Origin of the sequence: Spirosoma taeanense (genome assembly GCF_013127955.1) — a bacterium.
GTDB classification, from domain to species: Bacteria; Bacteroidota; Bacteroidia; order Cytophagales; family Spirosomataceae; genus Spirosoma; species Spirosoma taeanense.
This window is the reverse complement of the sequence record NZ_CP053435.1, coordinates 2,540,977-2,560,084: the sequence shown is the minus strand read 5'-3', so window position 1 is coordinate 2,560,084 and position 19,108 is coordinate 2,540,977. Positions and strand designations below refer to the sequence as shown.

The following is a 19,108-nucleotide window of genomic DNA, read 5'->3' as shown; positions in this document are numbered from 1 at the left end:
CAAGTTCATGAGATCGAATTCCATTCTACTATCGCTGGCGGTGCTTACGTTACCGTTGCTGACGGTAGCCCAACCGTCTAAACCAGCCGTTACGCCCATCATGGCTGGCAAAGACATCGCCGTGGTTCCGACTGAATCGGGTAAGGTGCGTGGTTATATCCATAACGGCACCTATACGTTCAAGGGGATTCCTTATGCCAAAGCTGAGCGTTTTATGGCGCCCACCAAACCCGATTCGTGGTCTGGCGTACGGAGTTCGATGACCTACGGCCCGGTTTGCCCGATGGACCCGACCACCTCGACCAACGATGAGATTGAGTTCCCTTTCCACCACGACTGGGGTTACACCAATGAAAACTGCCTGAGCCTGAACGTATGGTCGCCACAACTGACCGACGCCAAAAAGCGACCCGTTCTGGTGTGGTTTCATGGCGGTGGCTTCACCGCCGGCTCGTCGGTCGAGCTGCCTTCGTACGACGGTGAAAACCTGACGAAAAAAGGCGATGTAGTCGTCGTAACCGTAAACCACCGGCTGAACGTACTGGGTTTTCTGGACCTGTCGGCTTATGGCGATAAGTATAAGAACTCGGCTAACGCGGGTCTGATGGATCTGGTAGCTTCCCTGCAGTGGGTGAAGCAGAACATCGCGCAGTTTGGGGGCGACCCCAACAACGTAACCATCTTCGGCCAGTCGGGCGGGGGCGGTAAAGTGACGAGCCTGATGAACGCGCCGTCGGCCAAAGGTCTGTTCCACAAAGCTATCGTGCAAAGCGGCAGCTACATCACCAACTTCACCGAAGGCGAACTGGCCCAGAAAGTGAGCGCGGCCATGCTGGAGGAATTAAAGCTGCAACCGAATCAGGTAGATGAACTGCAGAAAATCACGTACGAGCAACTGAACGCAGCCGGCAAGAAGGCTCTACGTAAAGTGGGTGAAAGTTTGAAAGGCGAAGGCCGACCGGCTTTTGGTCTGGGCTGGGGTCCTATTCACGACGGTAACTTCCTGCCCTATCAACCTTCGGAGACAGCAGCAATTGAGTTAGCCAAAAACATTCCGCTGCTGGTCGGCAGCACGAAGACCGAATTTGGTCCTTTCAACCCGGCCAACCGCGTCACGGACATGGAAGCTGCCAAGGCGGCTCTGGAGAAGCGGTATCCCGGCAAAACAGATACCTATATGGCTGCGGTGAAGAAAGCCTATCCTGAAACAGCGAATCCTTCCGACTACATGGATGTTGACATTAACTTCCGCGCGGGTGCCATTCGGCAGGCTAGCCAGAAGGCTGGCGTTGCCGGAGCGGCTCCTGTATATGCTTACGTGTTTAGCTGGGCTTCACCCGTAAACGATGGCATGTATAAGTCGATGCACTGCATGGAAATTCCGTTTGCCTTTGACAATATCAGCCGTTGCGAAGAAATGACCGGCGGTGGTAAAGACGCCCAGATGCTGGCCGACAAAATGAGCCGGGCCTGGATTGCCTTTGCCCGCACCGGCAATCCGAATCATAAGGGCCTGCCCACCTGGCCGCAATACAATGCCGACAATGGCGCGACGATGATTTTCGATAACGTCAGCCAGGTAAAAAATCACCATGACAAGGAGCTGATTGAAGTGGCAACCGGAAAACCCATTGCCGCGGCTACCGGTAAATAAAACATACGAACGGGCCTGCTTAGGCTGGCCCGTTCGCTTACTGGACTAACGTCTCCTGTTGTTCACTAAACCGACCAAAATCAGACATATCCGCATCAGTCTAAATAAGATTTTTATCAACTGCTGACCGTAACATTCCATGAAAACCATACTCCTTGCCGGACTCGCTGGCTTAACTTTGACGGGCAGTGCCGTAGCACAACAGAAGTGGACCGAGTCGACCATTGACACCCATAAGATTATAAACAATCCGGGTGGGCAAACGCTGGGGTATGCACCTGAATCGGGCGTAAAAATCCTGACCGTCAACGGCCTTGCGTTCAAAGACCTTAACAAAAACGGCAAACTGGACCCGTACGAGGACTGGCGGCAGCCCCTTGACCGGCGGGCGAAAGATTTAGCCAGCAGGCTCAGCGTCGAGGAAATCGCTGGGCTAATGTTGTATTCATCGCACCAGTCGATTCCGGCGCGCGGGAGCGGCTATTTCGCGGGAACCTACGGAGGCAAGCCCTACAGCGAAGGCGAAACGGACCCGACCAGTCTCACCGATCAGCAGCAAAAGTTTCTCAAGGATGACAACCTGCGACACGTACTGGTTACGTCCGTGCAGACGCCGGAGGTAGCCGCCAGATGGAACAACAAACTCCAGGCTTTTTGCGAAAGCGTTGGTAAGGGCATTCCGGCCAACAATAGCTCGGACCCCCGGCACGGCACCGTGGCCCGCGCCGAGTATAACGCAGCCGCTGGCGGACGGATCTCTATGTGGCCGTCTTCCCTCGGCATGGCCGCTACGTTCGACCCGGCGCTGGTGGAGCAATTCGGTAAAATAGCCGCCGACGAATACCGGGCGCTGGGCATCACGACGGCCCTTTCACCCCAGGTGGATATCGCCACCGAGCCACGCTGGAGCCGGTTTGAGGGCACGTTCGGAGAAAGTCCGGCTATCTCAGCGGCCATGGCGCAGGCGTACTGCAACGGCTTTCAGACCTCTTCTGGTGCGAAGGAAATTACCGGGGGCTGGGGCTTTGGTTCGGTCAACGCCATGGTGAAGCACTGGCCGGGCGGGGGCGCGGGCGAAGCCGGTCGCGATGCCCACTACGCCAACGGCAAATACGCCGTGTACCCGGGGAATAACTTTTCCCAGCATCTGATTCCGTTCATTCAGGGAGCGTTCAAACTCAACGGTAAAACCCGCATGGCATCGGCCGTAATGCCGTACTACACCATCTCGTGGAACCAGGACAACAAGAATGGTGAAAACATAGCGAACAATTATAATAAATACATCATCAACGATCTGCTCCGCAAGAAGTATGGCTACGATGGCGTAGTCTGCACCGACTGGAACGTAACGGGCGACCACAAAGCGATGGACTCGTTCCTCGACGGAAAATCGTGGGGTGTTGAGAAGCTGTCCCCGACCGAACGGCACTATAAAATTCTGATGGCGGGCGTGGACCAGTTCGGCGGCAATAACGACGCCAAACCGATTCTGGAAGCTTATCAGATAGGCGTAAAAGAGCAGGGCGAAGCGGCCATGCGTACCCGGATGGAGCAGTCGGCGGTGCGGCTGCTGCGGAATATTTTCCAGGTCGGCCTGTTCGAAAATCCGTATCTGAACCCGGCGGAGACAAAGCAAACTGTCGGCAAACCGGACTATATGAAGGCTGGCTACGACGCCCAGCTCAAATCGGTGGTGATGCTGAAAAATAAAACCAACGCCCTGCCACTCACCAGCGGCAAAACGGTGTACGTACCCAAGCGTTTCGTGGCCGCCAGCCGTAACTTCCTCGGTGCAGAAACGCCCGCTTCGACCGACTATCCGGTGAACATCGACCTGGTAAAGAAATACTTTAAGGTGACCGATAACCCCGCCGAAGCCGACGTAGCGCTTGTGTTCATTGAAAACCCAAAGAGCGGCATTGGCTACGACAAAGAAGACCTAAAAAACGGCGGTAACGGCTACGTCCCTATCAGCCTGCAATACGGTGAGTATACGGCTACCGAAGCCCGCGAAACCAGCCTGGCCGGGGGCGACCCGATGGAGAATTTCACGAACCGGTCGTATAAGGGTAAAACCACCAAAGCCCGGAACGTAACCGACGTGCAGTTGGTGAAGGAGACACGGCAACAGATGAACGGCAAGCCCGTCATTGTTTCGGTCAGCGTATCAAACCCGATGGTTTTCGCCGAGTTTGAAAGTGACGCTAATGCCCTGCTGACCAGCTTTGGTGTGCAGGACCAGGCCCTGCTGGACATCCTGTCCGGAAAGGCCGAACCGTCGGCCCTGCTGCCCATGCAGATGCCCGCTTCGATGAGCACAGTAGAAAAGCAGGCCGAAGATGTTCCCTTTGATGTGCAGTGCTACCGCGATTCGGAAGGAAACACCTACGACTTCGGCTTTGGCCTGAACTGGAAAGGTGTCATCCGGGACGCACGAACCGCCCGATTCAAGAAAACAGACAGGCAGGAGTAACCTCTCTTCCAGCGAAGTACAAGTATTTTTGGTAGTTAATCAGCTTCCTGAACAGGAAGCTGATTTGTTAATCTGACTATATCCTTACCCGATGTCGTTGATCGTCACCCGTCCTTCTGTCCTGTTTTTTGTTGGTGCATTGCTGCTCGCTCTGCCGGCGCAGGCCCGCATCGTAAAGCTCACCATTACTAAAACCGAACCTTACGCTGGTGGTCGAGCGTTTGGCGCGGCCGGCGCTTACGAACGGGTGTTTGGGCAGGCCTATGGCGAAGTGGACCCGGCGGCCGACCGAAACAAAATCATTCAGGATATTCAGTTAGCTCCCAGAAACAGGCGGGGAATGGTGGAATACGTCTCCGAGTTTGTACTGCTCCAGCCCGTAGATAGGGGCAAAAGCAACGGGCTGCTGTTTCTGAGCCTGCCCAACCGGGGGAATGTGTTCTCAGCCGACACAGCGCTGCTGAAACGTGGCTACGTGTACCTGTGGTGCGCCTGGCAGGGCGATGTACTGCCCGGCAACCAGCGCCTGACCATGCAGGTGCCCATCGCCACTGATAATGGTAAAGAAATTACCGGCAGGCTGCGAACGGAGTACCAGGTCACTACACCCACAAAAACGCTGAACCTGAGCAGTGGCGCTTTCACGGGCATGACGCATCATAGCTACGAAACCGTCAGTCTGGACAACACGGGGCTGGTCCTGACCCGCCGAATCCACGAAACCGACCCGCGCGTTCCGGTTCCTAACAACGACTGGGCGTTTTCCGATTGCAGTACCGCACCGTTTCCCGGCACACCCAGCTCCACAAAAATCTCACTCCGGGACGGCTTCGACCCGAACTATATTTACGAGCTGGTTTATACGGCTAAAAATCCGCTGGTTCTTGGGCTAGGGTTTGCCGCCATCCGCGACATAGGCTCGTATCTGCGAAATCAGACAACCGACGAAGCCGGCAACCGGAACCCGGTGCTGTCTCCCGCCAGCACCACCCTTCCTGTTCAGGCGGCCGTCATGCAGGGAGTGTCGCAATGCAGTAATTTCTGCCGTACGTTCCTGCAGTTAGGCTTCAATCAGGATGAGCAGGGACGCGCCGTTTTCGATGGGATCAATGCTCACATTGGGCCCCGCCGGATTACGCTGAACGTTCGGTTTGGCCGACCGGGCGGGGGTGGTATGCAGCACGAAGACCACCAGTTTCCCGGCACCGACGCTCCCTTTAGCTGGAGCCCGACCACCGACCCGGTGTCGGGCATCACGGGCGGTATTCTGGAAGCCTGTCAGCAAACGGGAACCTGCCCGAAAATCATGCAGACCCTTAGTTCGACTGAATACTGGCAATCAAGAACTTCCCTGACGACCACGGATGCATCCGGCAGCAAGGACCTGGTTATTCCGGATAATGTTCGGATCTATCTTTTTGCCGGCACGCAGCATTCGCCGTTTAGTGCGCAGGACCCGGTCAGTGGCTTTACGACGAATCATAACCCCTTCCAGCAACCGCTACGTGCTCTGCTTATTGCGCTGGAACAATGGGTACTAGCCGCTAAACAACCGCCAGTCAGTAACTACCCCACCCTTTCGGCCCAAACGCTGGTAGCGCATGACCAGCAGGCAATTGGCTGGCCAGCCATTCCGGGCGTACCCTTTACGGGACGAGTCAATGAGGTTTCGGTGCTGGACTTAGGGCCTGGCTATCAGCAGAAATATATGTCTGGAATCCTTCAGGAACCACCAAAAGTTTTGAAAGCCAACGCCTATACCGTGCTCGTACCCAAGGTTGATCCGGATGGTAACGAACTGGCCGGAATCCGGAACACGACGATTCGCGTGCCGCTGGGAACCTATACGGGCTGGAGCCTGCGTCGGGCTGGCTATGGCGAGGGCGATCTGGCTTCGCTGAATGGTATGTTCATCCCGTTCAAAACCACAAAAGCCGAGCGGCTGGCCGCTGATGATCCGCGTTTGTCGCTAGAAGAACGTTACGGTACCCATGACGCCTACGTAGCCGCCGTCCGGAAAGCCGCCGAAGACCTGGTACGTGAGGGATTTCTGCTTCCGGAAGATGCTCAGACTGAGTTCGTGAACGCCCAGAAAAGTGCTGTTCTTACTTCTAATTAATCCACCGGATGCTTTCTTTTTTCGGCTTTGCCACCATCGTTTTATTTCTGTTTCTGATTATCACCAAGCGGTTGTCTGTCCTGACGGCCCTGGTGCTGGTGCCTTTAGTGATGGGGCTCCTGGCTGGATTCAGCCCGAAAGAACTGGGCGAGATGATTCTGGCCGGTATCAAGCAGGTGGCACCCACGGGCATTCTGCTGATGTTCGCCGTGCTGTATTTCGCAACCATGCTCGACGCGGGCCTGTTCGATCCGGTCATTGTCGCCATTATCCGTTACGTCAAGGGCGATCCGCTGAAAGTCATCATCGGCACGGCCCTGTTGACCATGATCGTCCACCTCGACGGCGACGGTACCGCTACGTTCATGATCGTCATGTCGGCGTTTCTACCCATTTACAAACAGCTTAAGATTAACCGGCTTATGTTGCCGGGGATTGTAGCGTTGAGCGTGGGGCCGCTGCACCTCGTGCCCTGGTCGGGTACGTCGGCGCGGGCGATCTCCACCTTAAAAACCGACGCTACTCAACTCTTCAATCCCAATCTTCCAGCCATCCTTGCGGGTATCGCCTGGGTGCTGGCCGTGGCCTACTGGTTTGGTTTGAAGGAGCGTAAACGCCTGGGTATCGCCGATTTGCAGTATGTGCACCACGAAAATCTGACGGAGGAACAGCGGCAGTTCCGGCGACCGAAACTCATCTGGATTAACGCCCTGCTGACGGTCGGTCTGATTATTACGCTCATGAAAGGCTGGGTACCGGCCCCTGCCCTGTTTATCGTGGCTGCGGTGCTGGTCCTGCTCCTCAACTACCCCCGGCTGGCCGATCAGCAGAAAGTCCTTCGGAGTCACGGCAACAACATTTTCATGGTGTCGAGCATGATCTTTGCCGCGGGCGTTTTTTCGGGTATCCTGACGGGCTCGAAAATGATCGATGCCATGGCGACCTCACTTGTGTCACTTATTCCGCAGGAACACGCGGCCTGGCTGCCTACGCTTACGGCGATCACCAGTATGCCGTCGAGTCTGCTCTTTACGCCCGATGCATATTACTTCGGCGTAGTGCCAATTCTGAGTCAGACCGCTGCACACTTTGGGCTTGACCCGCTGGAAATCGGGCGGGCGGCTCTGCTGGGCCAAATGACCGTCGGCTTTCCGGTCAGTCCACTCACGGCTTCGACCTTCCTGCTGGTAGGACTAGCTGAAGTTGACTTAGGCGACCATCAGAAATTTATTTTGAAATGGGCATTCGGCACGACGCTCGTGATGACCCTGGCCGCTCTCTTAACCGGCTCTATTCATTTATGAAAGAAACTATACGAATTGGCTGTGGAGCCGGCTTTTCTGGCGATCGGCTCGAACCGGCAGTGATTCTGGCTCAGCAGGGGCAGCTGGATTATCTCGTGCTGGAGTGTCTGGCCGAACGAACCATTGCGCTGGCCCAGAAACGCAAACGGCAGGACCCGGCGCTGGGCTATGACCCGCTGCTGGAACGACGTATCGAAAGTCTGCTACCCCATTTGCTTGATAAGCGCGTTCGGCTAATTACCAACATGGGTGCTGCCAACCCCCTGGCAGCCGCCGAAAAGATTTGTGCCATAGCCCGGCAGATGAAGCTGTCCGTAACCGTAGCCGCTGTTACGGGCGACGATGTCTTTGATCAGCTATCGGGCGACGAACCCGCTCTGGAAACGGGGAAGCCCCTAAAGGAATCGGGCTCGCTCGTCTCAGCAAACGCCTACCTCGGTACGGACGCGATTCTGCCCGCCCTGGCTACGGATGCCCATATCATTCTTACCGGCCGCGTCGCTGATCCGTCGCTGTTTGTCTCCCCGCTTGTTCATGCGTTCGACTGGTCGCTGAATGATGCGAATCAGATTGGGCAGGGAACCGTTATTGGGCATTTGCTCGAATGCGCGGGACAGCTAACGGGTGGCTACTTTGCCGACCCCGGCCGGAAAGACATTCCTGATATGGCCCATCTGGGGCACCCCTTCGCCGATGTGTCAAAAGATGGCATAGCGGTATTTAGCAAAGTAGCCGGTACAGGCGGACTGCTCAACGTGGCTACGGCCAAAGAGCAGCTCCTTTACGAAGTGATGGACCCCAGCCACTACCTCACGCCCGACGTTGTCGCCGATTTTACGCAGGTGCGTCTGGAAGAAGTGGGACTGAATCAGGTCAAAGCTACCGGCGGCAAGGGTCAAACCCGACCCGATACGCTGAAAGTCAGTGTGGGGTACGAAGCGGGCTTTGTGGGCGAAGGCGAAATTTCCTACGCAGGCTCGAATGCGCTGGGCCGCGCCCAACTCGCGGGCGCAATTATTGAGAAACGACTGCGCGACCGATTCACGGATTTACGTATCGATTACATCGGCAGTACGTCGGTTCACCGGACGGCGTTTGGACATTATCCCGAGCCTTACGAAATCCGGCTACGAGTTGCGGGACGGGCCGCTACGGCTAAAGAGGCCGCTTTGGTGGGTGAAGAAGTGGAAGCCCTGTACACAAACGGCCCTGCTGGTGGCGGTGGCGCCCGCAAGTATGTTCATGAAGTCGTCGGCATTGTTTCGACGCTCATTGACCGAGCTAAAATCACAAGCAACGTAACTGTCCTCAACGCATGAAAACGAAGCTATACGACCTCGCTCACAGCCGGGCGGGCGATAAAGGCAATACCCTGACGTTGTCGCTGATCCCCTATAGACCGGAAGATTACCCGATCCTATGCGCTAAGGTAACCGCCGAGGCCGTAAAACAGCATCTACAGGCTATTGTGGCGGGCGACATCACGCGCTATGAACTCCCAAATCTGCCTGCGCTTCAGTTCGTATGCCAGCAGGCTCTGACGGGTGGCGTAACCACCTCGTTAATGATGGATACGCACGGCAAAAGCCTCAGCTACGCCCTGCTGGAAATGGAGATTGACACGTAAGATTGGCGCCAACAAAAGATAGGACGGCCTGAAGTGACCGTCCTATCTGTCAGATAATAAGCAATAAAAAATGATAAGTGTTTACTCCATCGCTATATCGACATGCGCCGGAGCTTCGATTTTCTTGCCGGTGAACAACAGCAGCAGCGGTACGCAGATTAGGAAGAACCCGCCGATAATCAGGAACGAATCAGCATAGGTCATCACCATCGCCTGCTTCATCACCCCGCCCTGCATCAGCCCGTAGGCTTTTCGGGTAGCCGTCATTAACGCGTCGCCCTTCGAGAGAAACAGACCCGTGTACTGCCGAATACGGTCGGCTGAGAATGGATTGTAGATAGATACGTTGTCGCTCAGGCGCGACAGGTGCAGCACCGAACGCGTTGAAATATACGTTGTCATGATGGCCGTTCCGAACGTACCACCCAATTGCCGGACCATGTTCGTCAGGGCCGATCCCTGCGGAATCTCCACGCTTTTTAAATCCGACAGCGTAATGGTGGTCAGCGGAATAAAAATCATTCCCATGCCAATGCCCCGGATAATCAGCGGCCAGAAGAAATAATCCGGTCCGGCGCTCAGACTGATCGCGGATAGATCATAGGAGAAACCGAAGAACAGGAGAAAACCAATGGCTGCGTACCAGACAGGCGAGATATAATTTTTCCGGAGTAATCCACCCACAACTGGCATCATCATACCGGTCATGATCGAACCCGGCATGAGCAGTAAACCCGTCTGGCTGGCTGTAAAGCCCAGAATGGTCTGGCAGAAAACCGGGATGATAAAGACCGACGCAAACAGGCCAAACCCAAGGATGAAATTAAACAGGGTTCCGACTGCAAACCGACGGCGACGCAGCAGACTCAGGTCCAGAATCGGCAACTTAACGGCTAATTCTCGCCAAATAAACCCGATCAATCCGACAGCCGCTGCAATCGACATGCCCACGATGAAGCCCGAATCGAACCAGTCTTTCTCCTGCCCTTTTTCCAGAATGATCTGCAGACCGCCGATGCCCATGGTCAGCAGCACCAGCGCCAGCCAGTCCATCTTACCCGCCGTCATTTTCTCCTCAGGCTCCTTAATAAACATATACGTCAGAACAGTGGCCAGAATTCCGAACGGGATATTGATATAGAATACCCAGTTCCAGGAGAGATTGTCGGTAATGTAACCACCCAGCGTCGGCCCGATGGAAGGACCGATGATGACGCCCATCCCGAAGATTGCATTAGCAATCCCCAGATCCTCTTTGGGGAAGGTCTGAATCAGAATCGACTGCGCGGTGGTGAGCAGCCCTCCCCCACCAATACCCTGCACGACCCGGAAGAAAACCAGTTCCCAGACGTTGGTGGACGTACCGCAAAACACAGACGCTATCGTAAAGAGGATGATTGAAGCCGCGAAATAATTCCGACGCCCCAGCTTGGCGCTTAACCAGCCCGACATCGTGATCATGACGGCGCTGGCTGCCGCGTAGCCCGTTACGACCCAGCTGATATCGCCCAGCGAGGCCCCGAGGTTGCCCATCATCTGATTCAACGTAACGTTGACAATCGACGAGTCGATGGTTTGCAGCAGGGCGGCTGTTGTCACCGTCAGAACGACGACCCATTTATCAAAACCTAATTTCATAATAAACGAACTCGATTGAGAGCAATGACCCGTCGTCGGCTACGTATTAGCAATCTGACGCCGGGCCGAGACTCGTTATTTCTGTAAATCCACGGCTACCGTTGCGCTCATGCCTGGGCGTAGTTTAGCGTAAAGCGGGCTGTTTTTGTCCAGTTCGATCCGTACCGGAATCCGCTGAACCACTTTTACGTAGTTACCCGTCGCGTTGTCGGGAGGCAGCAGAGCGAATTTAGCGCCCGTCGCACCGGCAAACGAACCCACCTTACCCGTCAGTTTCTCCCCCTCGAACGCATCGACATCGATGTCTACTACCTGACCGGGGTGCATCTGCTGCAACTGGGTTTCCTTAAAGTTCGCCGTAACCCATAACGTAGAATTACCAACTACGGAACACAGCGCCTGTCCGGGCTGAACCAGTTGCCCCACCTGCACGGCCCGCTTGGAAACAATACCCGAGATCGGTGCCCGCACGACCGTGTACGACAACTGCAACTGAGCCATATCCAGCTCCGTCTGACGCTGTTTGATCAGGGCCTGCGCCACCGAAATCTGACCTTCCGAGGCCCGGCGCTGAGAGCTCGTTACCCCGGTTTGCGTACCGGCGGCATTCACCTGCGCCTGGGCCGTTTGCAACTGCGCCTGAGCGGCCTGCAACTGGGCCTGAGCCGCGTCGCGCTCGGCCTGTACAGCGTCGAACTGCTGCTGTGGAATGGTTTTCTCGGCCAGCAGACGACCGTAGCGCTCAAAATCCTGATTGGCTTTGCGGGCGCGAGCCTGCGCGGCCGTTACGTTGGCCTGAGCCGTCGCTACCTGATTACGGGCCGTCTGTACGCTCGCCTGTGAGCTTTCGACAGTAGCCGAAGCGACGCCCACGTTGGAGCGGGTCACGCCTGCACTGGCCAGTGCACTTTGCAGAGCGGCTTCGGCCTGGGCTACGCGGATACGGTAATCGGCATCGTCCAGCACAATGAGCGTATCGCCTTCGTTCACAAACTGATTGTCCTGAAAGCGAATCGCCTTCACATACCCGCCTGCCTTTGGAATCACCGGGTTTACGTCGCCATCAATCTGAGCATCGTCCGTCGTTTCATGGCGTTGCAGGTAGCGGAATTCACTGTAGCCGAAAATGAGCGCAATGGCCAGTATCAGGACGCCCCCTACGCGGAATAAAGTTTTCTTGTTCATGGTTGTATTCGCAAAGCGAACGGAGAATTAATTAAAGATTGTTGCCCGTAGCTTTCAGCAGGCGCTGGTAGGCCAGCTGCGCATCTACGGCAGCATTGATTACGTTTAGTTGGGCCTGAAGCAGGAAGCTGTCGGCCTCCAGCAGGTCGGTTGACCCCACCAGTCCGTTCCGGAACCGGGATTCCGTCAGGCGGTAGTTTTCCTGAGCCTGGGTTACAGCCGTGCGGATAACCTTCTGCTGCTCCAGAGCCAGCTGGTAGTTATTGTAAGCCGTAACGACTTCCGACCGGATCTGATCGACCTGTTGCTGGCTTTGCAGACTGGCCTGATCAACGGCCGTTTTGGCGCCGTTCAGCTTTCCCTTCAGATTATACAGCGACCCAATGTTATACGTCAATCCGGCACCCACGTTCCAGGCGCTCAAAAATGATTTGGCTTCCGGAATCAGATGCGTCGTCGGGTTGATATAATTGTAGCCTGCCGATACGCCCAAGTGCGGATACATACTGCTTTTCGTGTTACGCAGCAGAGCTTCGGCCGACTGAAGACGTAACGCACTCGCCTGTACTTCAGGACGTCCCTGGGTCGCCGTTGTCAGAAAATTGCTCAGCGGCTCAGCCGTTGTGACGGGGTTCGTTAAGGTCGTATCGACCGTAACCACCTGATCTTCGGGCAGGCCGACCAGCAGGTTGAAATTATACAGTGCTGTCTGGCGAGCCTTATCGACCTGAAGGCGGCTCAATTGCAGGTTGTTTTTCTGTAACTGAATCTTCAGCACCTCATTGGCCGTTACGACTCCTTCTTTCTCCAGATTCCGGGCCTCACGCTCCTTTTCCTCAAACTGCCGGATGCTCTGCTCAATCACGGACGTTGACCGAATGAGCTTCACAATATTGTAATACGCTTCGGTTACCGTATAGACCAGTTCCGAACGATTCCGCTGCGCATCCAGTCGGCTGGCCTGGGCCAGTAATTCCGCCGATTTCTCGGCTGACTTCTCAGCAAAGCCGCCAAAAACTTCCTTGCTGACCGTAACGCCCCCAATGGTAGCATTGAAAGCCCCCGCCGGAATGCTCAGGGCTGATTTTCCATCGGCACCCGCGCCCAACGAAAACGGCCCCGTCAGACTATACCGCGAGTAGGCCAGCGATGCGTTGGCCTGGGGTAAGCTGCGGTCTTTGGTTTCCTGCGACCGGGCTTCAGCCGCCAGCGTCCGCGAGTCGGCCAGCTTAATTCCTTTATTATTTTGCAAAGCCAGCTGAATGGCTTTGTCAAGTGGCACAACTGACGGTGCAGGCTGGGCAGCTGCCCATCCTAAGCTCAGCAAACCGAGTCCAGCCGCTATCACGTACGTTTTCATTTTACCGATTTCTAATTTTATCCAGGAGTGTATTCATTATTCGTACCTCTTCGTCGGTCAGGTGACTGACGATCGATTCAAAATCTTTAAACTCGGCCGCAACCGCTTCCACAAACCGGTTCGACTCTTCGGTCAGCCGCAGATTCACCCGTCGGCGATTTTGCGGGTCAACCTCACGCACAATCAGGTTCTTGGCCACCAGACGATCCGTCAACCGGGTCACATCCGAGTTTATATCGGTCATTTTCTCCTTTAACTCACCCGCAGTCAGGCAGTTGGGATAGACTTCTGAGAGTCGGCGCAGCACAACATACTGTTGAACCGAAAGATCGAACGGAGCCAGCTTCTGACCGAAATAATTGAAGATGTAGCCGTCTGTTTGATGCAGATTGGCGATCAGCTGATGGTACTGGTTACGGTACTGTTTATTCATCTCATTCAATATGCGAGAGTAAATGTATAACCAATATTCGTTTAAACAAATTTCGTTTAAACATAAGTTTCTGATGTAATCTACAGTACAGACTGCTGATTAAGGCCTTCCCACCTAGTTAGAACAAGGCATTTCAAAGTTTAATGGACATGATAATCACCAATATGATTATATCTATCGAAAATATAGACCAATAACTTATCAATCAGATAGTTAAACAAAGTTCTTACCTGCTGGTTACGTCTCTTGAAATGCCTGTCATACGACGGGCCACTACACAAACACTAAAACCGCTATGAAAAAACTAATTATTGCAGCCTCAGTCTGCGCGCTGCTGACGGTGGCACAAACTGGCTTTGCACAGGCCGTTCAGGAAGGCAAAGCCGCCAAAAAAGAAATGAAGGCTGAAAAGAAAGTAGCTAAGGCTCAGGAGCACAGAATGGAAGCCAGAACGCACAAAGGGCTTGAAATCAAAGGCGTTTCGGACCCTAAGACGAGAATGGCCAAAGCCGATCGGAAAATGGAAAAGGCTGAGAAGAAGTTAATTAAAAGCGACGCTAAAGAACTGAAAGCAGCTGCCAAAGAGAAGACCAAAAAAGCAGCTGGTGTCGATTAAGCCATCCAATTCATCAAACTGGGTTCTAAAATATGACCCGTAACTAAATGCAAAAAGGGCTGAATCTTCTTGATCCAGCCCTTTTTGCAAACTCTGTTTTTATTTACCCTGTGTCAGTTCGCGCTCTTCGTAAGCCAGGCCATACTGCTTGAGTACATCTTCCGGAACGCCATCCCACTGGTTCGGTACGTTTCCAACGTAGCCTAGATCTTTGATCCCAATCTGGCTGGTATAGAAACCCGTTGCCGTCAGGTTGCGCATCAGACTGAAAAACGACGCACCCTGGGTCATATCGGGCTTCGCCAGCTTGGGATAGGCAATCTGGTCAACTATTTCCATCTGCTGCGCTTTGGTGCATTGCACAAAGGGCTTACCGTAGCGTTTAACGCAGGTGTTATCGAGCCAGCGAATTCCTCCGCGCATGGGCGTTTGGTTTCTCGGCTGATCCTTCATCATGAACTCGATGAAGGCCGGAACGCCCGCCTGCGACGCACTCCCCGACCGCTCATCGGCCGGAATAATAATATCCGACAATACCGTAACGGTCTGCAACTCATGGGGCGTAAAGAATTTTTCGGCCATCAGGCGCGCGTCGCGCTCGGCTTCGAACTTTTGCCGTCCACCGGGTATCTTAATCGGCTTTACGTCGGGAGGTGACGGTACAGCGGCTTCAACGGGCTGGACAGCCAGGCCAAAACCAGTCAGTGACAAGGCTTTTAAGGAGTCTCTGCGTTTCATAATTATCAGTCTCTGCGCAATCGGTTGCTTACGTAAGCAACCGATTGCAGCGGGTTTAGATGTTTTTCTGTTTAACCTGATCGATTAGATACTCGGACGTGCGCATGGAACTGGCCAGAATGGTCCAGGTTACGTTTTTGTCGCCCTGCGAGGGGAACGGGGCGGCATCCACCACGAACAGGTTCTTGACGTCGTGGGCCTGCTGGTATTTGTTCAGCACCGACGTTTTGGGGTCGTTACCCATGCGGGCCGTACCGACTTCGTGGATGATTTGACCGGGAGCCGCCAGACCGTAGTTATTGGCCGCACTGGGTTTATCGCCGAGCGCAATACCCCCCATCGAGTGGATAATCTCCTCGAACGTATCCTGCATGTGTTTGGCCTGCTTCACTTCGTAGTCCGACCATTTATAGTTGAAACGGAGCACCGGAATCCCGTATTTGTCCACTACGTTCGGGTCAATCTCGCAGTAGTTGCTTTCGAGCGGTACGGGTTCGCCCCGGCCAGCCATTCCGACGTAAGCCCCGTAGAACCGCCGGTAATCGTCTTTCAGGCTGGCGCCGTAACCACCACCCGGCCGCATCTTACCATCACGGCCCGGAATCATTTCATTCATCGCTTCAATGCCCCAGCCGAAACCGTAGGCTGGCATGCCCATGCCGCCCCAGTATTCTATGTGATAGCCGCGCGGGAAGTCCAGTTTTTTATTGTCGAGCCACCAGGGCGTAAAGACGTGCATACCGCCAACGCCGTCTTCGTTATAGCGTTTACGGTCCATCAGAGCAGGCACGAAAGCCGAGCGGCTGGCACCCGTTGAGTCGTTGATGTATTTCCCGACTACGCCACTGCTATTAGCCAGTCCCGTCTGAAAACGGGCCGATTTGGAGTTGAGCAGCAGCCGCGCCGTTTCGCCGGCGCTGGCAGCCAGCACAACTGTTTTAGCTTTAACGGTCACTTCCTGCAGCGACTCGGTATCGACATAGCTGACGCCCGTTGCCAGTCCGGTTTGCGGGTCGGTCAGGACTTCGCGAACCATGGCTCCGTTGATGAGCGTTACGTTACCGGTTTTCAGCGCTGGTTTGACCAGAACCGACGACGACGAGAAGTCGGCATAGGCCTGACAGCCACGACCGCACTGGCTACAGTAGAAACACTGTCCGCGTTCGTCGTTAATGGGCTTGGTCAGCATCGACAGCCGGGATGGTATAACCGGAATACCGATACTGCGCGCTCCCTTCCGAATCATCAGCTCGTGCAGACGCGGTTTCGGTGGTGGTAGAAAGATTCCATCGGGTTCGGAGGGCATGTTTTCAATGGAACCAAACACCCCGATGAGCCGGTCTACGCGGTCATAAAACGGTTTGAAATCGTCGTAGCCGATAGGCCAGTCTTCACCCACACCCGTCATACTTTTCCGCCGGAAATCATCGGGAGCAAAACGGAGCGAAATGCGGCCCCAGTGGTTCGTGCGTCCGCCGAGCATCCGCGACCGGAACCAGTGGAATTCTGTACCTCTTACGGTCGTATAGGGTTCACCATCAATCTCCCAGCCCCCCCAGGCGGCATCGAAATCACCAAAGGCCCGGGTTGTACCGGCACCGCGCCGGGGTGACTCCCACGGCCATTTCAGCTGCGTAATATACTTAGGGTCAGCGGGATCATAATACCCACCGGCTTCCAGTAACACAACTTTGGCCCCGGCTTTGGCGAGTGTATAAGCGGCCATGCCGCCCCCGGCTCCTGAGCCAACGATGGCTACGTCGTATTGGGTAGGGGCCTTTTTAATCTGAAATGGATCCATCAGAAACTAAGGTTTATGCGTATTAATCAGGAAATGAGCCTGAATATAGTAGGAAAGAAAGAAACGACTACTTATTACCCTATTATAACCCGTCTTATTCCGCGATTTAAGCGAAAACAAACCTGTTTGTCGGCTAATCAGGCCTACTGACCAAACACCCGCGCCAGTTCCTGCCAGGAGATCAGGCCAATGGCCAGAATGGCCAGCGCCAGCCCGAATTTGTTGGCCGTCGATAAAGCTTCCTGGAAAAACAGAGACGCCAGCAGGGCTGCCAGCAAAATAACCCCGATATTATAAATCGGATAAACAAACGCTCCGTTGCCGCCAAACTGCGACAGGGCCAGTAGAAGCGTGTAAAAGCTCAGAAAGTTGGGAACCCCCAGCGTAACGGCTCCAATCAGGCTGCGGAACTGGATTGTTTCGCGTCCCTGCAGCAGCCGCACCGTCAGCATGACGAACCCGGCGGCAATAGCCCCCACGACCATCGTCAGCGTTACCTGAACGGTTTTATCGGCCGACGGAATATAGCGGATGTTCATGTAATTGATCAGCGTATTGGTAGCGCCGTAAAACAGGAAAACCCCTACCGGCAACAGCACTCCAGCGCCCAGCCGACGCGGTTTTGGCTGATCTTCCGTCGAAACGACCGGCCTCTCTTTTTTGAACGTACTTAACCCTACCGCCACAAGCGCCAGCGCTAAACCCAGGTAATTGAACAGGTCGAACGACTTGCCGCCTGCCCCGAAGACGAACAGGCTGAAACAGACTGGAATCACCAGCGACAGGTTATTGGCCAGCGACGTAACGGTAATGCCCATCCGCTGGGTCGAAGCGCCCGATAGCAGAAACGTTAGGATGAATCCAACACCCAGCCCCAGGGCCAGCCATGTCCAGGTCTGACCCAAATCAATGGAAAACGACTGACCGGCGGGCAACAGCAAAAGTCCGGTTAGAAAACAAACCGGATAGTTAAACACAATGGCTTGAAACGTATTGACTTCGTAGCGCGGAAACAGACGAAAATTCAGAAGCAGTGCAACGGAGAGCAGAATGCTAAGGCTTAAAAACAGCATGGGCGGAAAAATTCTTTCGGCCGGCGCGACAGGCAGGCCCGGCCGTAAAATAACTTACCCTCACCAGCATAAGCAAATAACCGGCATAGGACCAGACTCAGGATCACCTGCCAAATCCTATGAATTTGGGCTGTTTACGGTTTCCCGCTAAATAATGTCCTATTCAGTTCAGGGAATGGCCCATAACATTTCCCTATATTTGTCGTGTTTTATAGATAGATACCCTTTGCGTCGCGGCCGTCTTTGCTCGGCGTATTGGTCGGCCCCAATGGCCCGCCCATCATGAACCTCATAAATACGCTGCATGAGCCTCCTGCTGTCAATTGTAATGCCAGCTTACAACGAAGAAGAAGTGATTGAAGTCGTTGTCAAGCAATGGACCGATTTGTTAACCCGTCAGTTTCCAGCTGAAAATACCCGCCTGATTGTTGTCAACGATGGCTCCCGTGATAACACCGGCAAGATTCTGGACCAGATTAAAGATAAGTATCCCAAACTGATGGTTGTTCATCAGCCCAATGGTGGCCATGGCAATGCAGTAGTCAACGGGTATCGTCAGGCCGTTGCGCTCGATTCCGAATATATTTTTCAGACCGACAGCGACGATCAGTTTGTTACCGACGACTTTGGCAAGCTGTGGGCTAAGCGCGACGAATCGCCGTTTATTCTGGGCTACCGCGAAGAACGGTACGACGCCCCGGCCCGACTGGTAATCACCAAAATTCTTCGGCTCAGTATCGCCTTTATTTACGGAACCTACATTATGGATAGCAATATCCCGTTCCGACTCATTCGGGGCACCTTCCTGAAGCGGCTGCTGGCTCAGCTCCCAACGCCAACGCCGTTTGCGCCGAATATTTTCCTGGCCGTTATGGCCAAGAAAGCGGGCTTCAACACCTTCGATATTCCGATTACGCACAAAGAGCGGCAAACCGGCACGGTTTCCATTCTGAAGTGGAAACTGCTGAAGGTATGCATTCAGAGCTTTAAAGAACTGGCTCAGTTCCGCTTTGAACTGGCGGGTAAAGTCAAAGCCCTGAAAAAACCGGAGCCAGTAGCAGCTTAATTAAATTTGTTCGGTTAT

The 19,108-nt window shown here is 54.4% G+C and carries 15 protein-coding genes; 8 read left to right on the top strand and 7 right to left on the bottom strand.

The features are described 5' to 3' along the window. Positions 1 to 7: 7 nt before the first annotated feature. The 6 genes from HNV11_RS10785 (at position 8) to HNV11_RS10760 (ending at position 9,180) form a co-directional block, all read left to right on the top strand. On the top strand, positions 8 to 1,654 hold the full coding sequence (locus HNV11_RS10785) for a carboxylesterase/lipase family protein (RefSeq protein ID WP_171739669.1): 1,647 nt from the start codon (positions 8 to 10) through the stop codon (positions 1,652 to 1,654). Between the two features lie 139 nt (positions 1,655 to 1,793). Further along, on the top strand, positions 1,794 to 4,130 hold the full coding sequence (locus tag HNV11_RS10780) for a glycoside hydrolase family 3 protein (protein WP_171739668.1): 2,337 nt from the start codon (positions 1,794 to 1,796) through the stop codon (positions 4,128 to 4,130). 91 nt (positions 4,131 to 4,221) lie between these two features. Beyond that, positions 4,222 to 6,249, top strand: coding sequence for an alpha/beta hydrolase domain-containing protein (locus tag HNV11_RS10775; protein ID WP_171739667.1), 2,028 nt, complete (start codon positions 4,222 to 4,224; stop codon positions 6,247 to 6,249). Between the two features lie 8 nt (positions 6,250 to 6,257). Beyond that, positions 6,258 to 7,553, top strand: a complete 1,296-nt coding sequence (locus HNV11_RS10770; RefSeq protein WP_171739666.1) for a CitMHS family transporter — start codon at positions 6,258 to 6,260, stop codon at positions 7,551 to 7,553. Then, entirely contained in the window at positions 7,550 to 8,872 is a 1,323-nt protein-coding gene (locus HNV11_RS10765; protein ID WP_171739665.1) for an acyclic terpene utilization AtuA family protein, read from the top strand. Before HNV11_RS10770 ends, HNV11_RS10765 begins: the two co-directional genes overlap by 4 nt. Beyond that, positions 8,869 to 9,180, top strand: coding sequence for an AtuA-related protein (locus HNV11_RS10760; RefSeq protein WP_171739664.1), 312 nt, complete (start codon positions 8,869 to 8,871; stop codon positions 9,178 to 9,180). The genes HNV11_RS10765 and HNV11_RS10760 overlap by 4 nt, the downstream gene beginning before the upstream one ends. 81 nt (positions 9,181 to 9,261) lie before the next feature. On the opposite strand, the gene HNV11_RS10755 is transcribed toward HNV11_RS10760, so the two are convergent. The 4 genes from HNV11_RS10755 to HNV11_RS10740 all read right to left on the bottom strand — a co-directional run bounded on the left by HNV11_RS10755 (position 9,262) and on the right by HNV11_RS10740 (position 13,796). Then, positions 9,262 to 10,818, bottom strand: coding sequence for a DHA2 family efflux MFS transporter permease subunit (locus tag HNV11_RS10755; RefSeq protein WP_171739663.1), 1,557 nt, complete (start codon positions 10,816 to 10,818; stop codon positions 9,262 to 9,264). Between the two features lie 75 nt (positions 10,819 to 10,893). Further along, positions 10,894 to 12,003: an HlyD family secretion protein gene (locus HNV11_RS10750; protein ID WP_171739662.1), complete on the bottom strand. Its 1,110-nt coding sequence runs from the start codon at positions 12,001 to 12,003 to the stop codon at positions 10,894 to 10,896. Positions 12,004 to 12,034: 31 nt separating this feature from the next. After that, positions 12,035 to 13,363: a TolC family protein gene (locus HNV11_RS10745; RefSeq protein ID WP_171739661.1), complete on the bottom strand. Its 1,329-nt coding sequence runs from the start codon at positions 13,361 to 13,363 to the stop codon at positions 12,035 to 12,037. A 1-nt stretch (position 13,364) separates the two neighbouring features. Then, positions 13,365 to 13,796 carry a MarR family winged helix-turn-helix transcriptional regulator gene (locus HNV11_RS10740; protein ID WP_171739660.1) on the bottom strand — a complete coding sequence of 144 codons (432 nt, stop codon included), beginning with the start codon at positions 13,794 to 13,796 and terminating at the stop codon, positions 13,365 to 13,367. Positions 13,797 to 14,091: 295 nt separating this feature from the next. Here HNV11_RS10740 and HNV11_RS10735 point away from each other — a divergent pair, with 295 nt between their 5' ends. Continuing rightward, complete coding sequence (locus tag HNV11_RS10735) at positions 14,092 to 14,412, top strand: hypothetical protein (protein ID WP_171739659.1); 321 nt, start codon at positions 14,092 to 14,094, stop codon at positions 14,410 to 14,412. Between the two features lie 99 nt (positions 14,413 to 14,511). Here the strand turns inward: HNV11_RS10735 and HNV11_RS10730 are convergent, their stop codons facing one another. From HNV11_RS10730 to HNV11_RS10720, 3 genes are all read right to left on the bottom strand, one after another. Beyond that, positions 14,512 to 15,150, bottom strand: coding sequence for a gluconate 2-dehydrogenase subunit 3 family protein (locus tag HNV11_RS10730; RefSeq protein WP_171739658.1), 639 nt, complete (start codon positions 15,148 to 15,150; stop codon positions 14,512 to 14,514). Positions 15,151 to 15,205: 55 nt separating this feature from the next. Then, positions 15,206 to 16,951, bottom strand: coding sequence for a GMC family oxidoreductase (locus HNV11_RS10725; protein WP_171739657.1), 1,746 nt, complete (start codon positions 16,949 to 16,951; stop codon positions 15,206 to 15,208). Between the two features lie 143 nt (positions 16,952 to 17,094). Then, on the bottom strand, positions 17,095 to 18,024 hold the full coding sequence (locus tag HNV11_RS10720; RefSeq protein WP_171739656.1) for an EamA/RhaT family transporter: 930 nt from the start codon (positions 18,022 to 18,024) through the stop codon (positions 17,095 to 17,097). Positions 18,025 to 18,328: 304 nt separating this feature from the next. Between HNV11_RS10720 and HNV11_RS10715 the strand changes: the two genes are divergently transcribed. Beyond that, a complete protein-coding gene (locus HNV11_RS10715) occupies positions 18,329 to 19,090 on the top strand; it encodes a glycosyltransferase family 2 protein (RefSeq protein WP_171739655.1) in 762 nt (253 codons plus the stop codon). Positions 19,091 to 19,108: the final 18 nt, after the last annotated feature.

Bases quoted from the DNA above. Each gene is read 5' to 3' on its own strand.
- HNV11_RS10785 (WP_171739669.1), top strand. From the start codon at position 8: ATGAGATCGAATTCCATTCTACTATCGCTGGCGGTGCTTACGTTACCG.
- HNV11_RS10780 (WP_171739668.1), top strand. From the start codon at position 1,794: ATGAAAACCATACTCCTTGCCGGACTCGCTGGCTTAACTTTGACGGGC.
- HNV11_RS10775 (WP_171739667.1), top strand. From the start codon at position 4,222: ATGTCGTTGATCGTCACCCGTCCTTCTGTCCTGTTTTTTGTTGGTGCA.
- HNV11_RS10770 (WP_171739666.1), top strand. From the start codon at position 6,258: ATGCTTTCTTTTTTCGGCTTTGCCACCATCGTTTTATTTCTGTTTCTG.
- HNV11_RS10765 (WP_171739665.1), top strand. From the start codon at position 7,550: ATGAAAGAAACTATACGAATTGGCTGTGGAGCCGGCTTTTCTGGCGAT.
- HNV11_RS10760 (WP_171739664.1), top strand. From the start codon at position 8,869: ATGAAAACGAAGCTATACGACCTCGCTCACAGCCGGGCGGGCGATAAA.
- HNV11_RS10755 (WP_171739663.1), bottom strand. From the start codon at position 10,818: ATGAAATTAGGTTTTGATAAATGGGTCGTCGTTCTGACGGTGACAACA.
- HNV11_RS10750 (WP_171739662.1), bottom strand. From the start codon at position 12,003: ATGAACAAGAAAACTTTATTCCGCGTAGGGGGCGTCCTGATACTGGCC.
- HNV11_RS10745 (WP_171739661.1), bottom strand. From the start codon at position 13,363: ATGAAAACGTACGTGATAGCGGCTGGACTCGGTTTGCTGAGCTTAGGA.
- HNV11_RS10740 (WP_171739660.1), bottom strand. From the start codon at position 13,796: ATGAATAAACAGTACCGTAACCAGTACCATCAGCTGATCGCCAATCTG.
- HNV11_RS10735 (WP_171739659.1), top strand. From the start codon at position 14,092: ATGAAAAAACTAATTATTGCAGCCTCAGTCTGCGCGCTGCTGACGGTG.
- HNV11_RS10730 (WP_171739658.1), bottom strand. From the start codon at position 15,150: ATGAAACGCAGAGACTCCTTAAAAGCCTTGTCACTGACTGGTTTTGGC.
- HNV11_RS10725 (WP_171739657.1), bottom strand. From the start codon at position 16,951: ATGGATCCATTTCAGATTAAAAAGGCCCCTACCCAATACGACGTAGCC.
- HNV11_RS10720 (WP_171739656.1), bottom strand. From the start codon at position 18,024: ATGCTGTTTTTAAGCCTTAGCATTCTGCTCTCCGTTGCACTGCTTCTG.
- HNV11_RS10715 (WP_171739655.1), top strand. From the start codon at position 18,329: ATGAGCCTCCTGCTGTCAATTGTAATGCCAGCTTACAACGAAGAAGAA.